This is a genomic window from Winogradskyella damuponensis (assembly GCF_039538385.1).
Classification (GTDB): Bacteria; Bacteroidota; Bacteroidia; order Flavobacteriales; family Flavobacteriaceae; genus Winogradskyella; species Winogradskyella damuponensis.
In genome coordinates, this window is sequence record NZ_BAABCB010000040.1 from 1 (window position 1) to 1,195 (window position 1,195).

A 1,195-nucleotide genomic window follows, 5' to 3' on the forward strand; every position below is an offset into this window, starting at 1 on the left:
CCGTTATTATTTACTAACTTACTTGCTTAAATAACGCTACAAATCATATACGAGACCGTTATCTCTTATTTGAGAAAAACTTTTCGCTCATTAAAAAAGACAGTTCACTCATTTTGACTTTTACGACTAATTGTCAAAGGATACATTTGACAGAAAATCATTAGAAATGAAAATATTAACAATCTTACTTACGATTTTACTATCAATTTCTGCAAATAGCCAAACCGAGAATTCGGAATTATATTTAACAAAAGACAGCGACACTTTATTTTGGAAAAGCTATCAAGACGATGACATTAAAGCTTTCAAATTACCTGAATTAAACACTAAATCGGAATTTACTTTTAGAAGTTGGAATCCTGGGAATTTACTCGAAATTACTAAAGACAATGATTCTATAAGTGGTAAGATAATATATTATGTTTTTGAAGTTTGGGAAGACGATTATAAGGCTGACACATTTGTAAAAACGTATTATCTACCAAAATCAATCTCTGAAGATTTATATGAATACATATCAAACAGCGGAATTCAAAAAATACCGAGTGATAAGTACATTAAAGATTGGAAACAAGGGTTTGACGGAATAACGCATATTTACGAACTGAAAGAGAATAATAACTACTCTTTTAAAAACTTTTGGACACCAACTTCGCAAAAGGGAATTGAAGAAGCGGAATTTATAATTGAGTTTAATAAAAAAATTGGAGAAATTGGAGAACTCGAAAAATACGGAAAGGATTTTTTCGGAAAAATCCCGTTTATAAGCTACAAATATTCTGGTTCAGCTTATGCTATTACAAAACCGCCAACAAAAAAGGAATTACGGAAATACAAACGTGAACGAAAAAAGAAACAGCGGAATAAAAACAAGAGATAACAACGTGTATAGCTCATTGCTGGTCAGTTGCTTAAACCAAAGTTAAGGTATATTTGGAAAGTCGCCAAATTTTTAAATTTGACGATTTCCAACAAAAAAGATAAATAGTAAAATTTATAAATCTGGCTTATGGCTCAACCGAAAAATAATCGCTAATTTACACGCAACGAGCCATACACAAAACCGTTAGCAAAGATTTTGGTGCTAACTTGCAATTTCAAGGCAATCACTAAATTCTGTACTTATTTTCATACCAAAACTACGTTGGAATTTAAAGCGGAATCTCAAAAAGTATTGCGCTGAATTTTTTTCACT

Annotated in this window: 1 protein-coding gene; it reads left to right on the forward strand. The window is 31.0% G+C overall.

Annotated features, from left to right (window positions below; all coding sequences use genetic code 11):
- Positions 1 to 166: 166 nt before the first annotated feature.
- Positions 167 to 880, forward strand: a complete 714-nt coding sequence (locus ABD730_RS17120) for a hypothetical protein (RefSeq protein WP_344716115.1) — start codon at positions 167 to 169, stop codon at positions 878 to 880.
- The last annotated feature ends 315 nt before the right edge of the window (positions 881 to 1,195 follow it).